Raw genomic sequence first — 1,071 nt, 5'->3', positions numbered from 1 at the left:
GTCGCGGCGATCGAAGATGCAGGACGCCTGCGCGATGCCCTGGGCGTTGCGCTCCCGACCGGTGTCCCTGTCGCCTTCCTCGAACCCGTCGCCGACCCGCTCGGCGACCTCGTCGCCCGCCATGCCCGCACGCACGGCCCGTTCACGACGGATGCCATCGCCGCCCGGTTCGGACTCGGCGCCGCGGTGGCCCGGCACACCCTGCAGCGCCTCGAGACCGCGGGGCGGATCACGAGCGGCTACTTCCTGCCGGAGGCGGCGGGCAGCGGCGATGCGATCGAATGGTGCGACACCGAGGTGCTGCGCCGCCTGCGGATGCGCTCGCTCGCCGCGATCCGTGGATCGGTCGAACCGGTCTCCCCCGAGGCGTACGCCCGATTCCTGCCCGACTGGCAGCACATCGGTCGCCCCCTCGACGGCGTCGACGGCGTGCTCAGCGTGATCGAGCAGTTCGCCGGTGTTCCGATTCCCGCGAGCGCCTGGGAATCGTTGGTCCTCCCCTCCCGCGTGCGCGACTACTCCCCCGGGATGCTGGATGAGCTGACGGCCGCCGGCGAGGTCATCTGGTCGGGGCACGGCACGCTTCCGGGGCGCGACGGCTGGGTGTCGCTGCATCCCGCCGACATCGCGCCCTTCACCCTCCCGGAACGCGACGCCGAGATCGCCTCCGACTCCCTGGAATCACGTATCCTCATCGCCCTCGACGTCGGCGGCGCCTACTTCGCCGGCCAGCTGAAAGAGATGGCCGCGGCCGAGAACGAGCAGTCCGTGCTCGAGGCGCTGTGGTCGCTGACGTGGTCGGGCTACGTCACCAACGACACCTTCGCCCCGATCCGCTCTCTTCTCGCCGGCGGCTCGCAGGCACACAAGGTGAAGCGCCGCGCCCCCCGTGCCCGCACCTACCGCGGCGTGTCCTTCACCGGATCCGCCGCACCGCGGCCCGCGTCGATCGGCGGACGCTGGTCGCTGCTGCCCGCACTCGAGACCGATCCCTCCCGTCGGGCGACCGTCACCGCCGGCCTCCTGCTCGACCGCTACGGCGTCGTGACCCGCGGCGCCGTGCAGGCCGAA

The 1,071-nt window shown here is 72.3% G+C and carries 1 protein-coding gene; it reads left to right on the top strand.

Annotated features, from left to right (window positions below; genetic code table 11):
- The coding region (locus tag B2869_RS14800; RefSeq protein ID WP_422655923.1) for an Lhr family ATP-dependent helicase at nucleotides 1-1,071 on the top strand (1,071 nt) is incomplete at both ends.

The organism is Microbacterium sp. UBA3486 (assembly GCF_002377845.1).
Taxonomy (GTDB): Bacteria; Actinomycetota; Actinomycetes; order Actinomycetales; family Microbacteriaceae; genus Microbacterium; species Microbacterium maritypicum_A.
The sequence above is the reverse complement of the archived record's forward strand: the minus strand, read 5'-3'. Positions and strand labels throughout refer to the sequence as shown.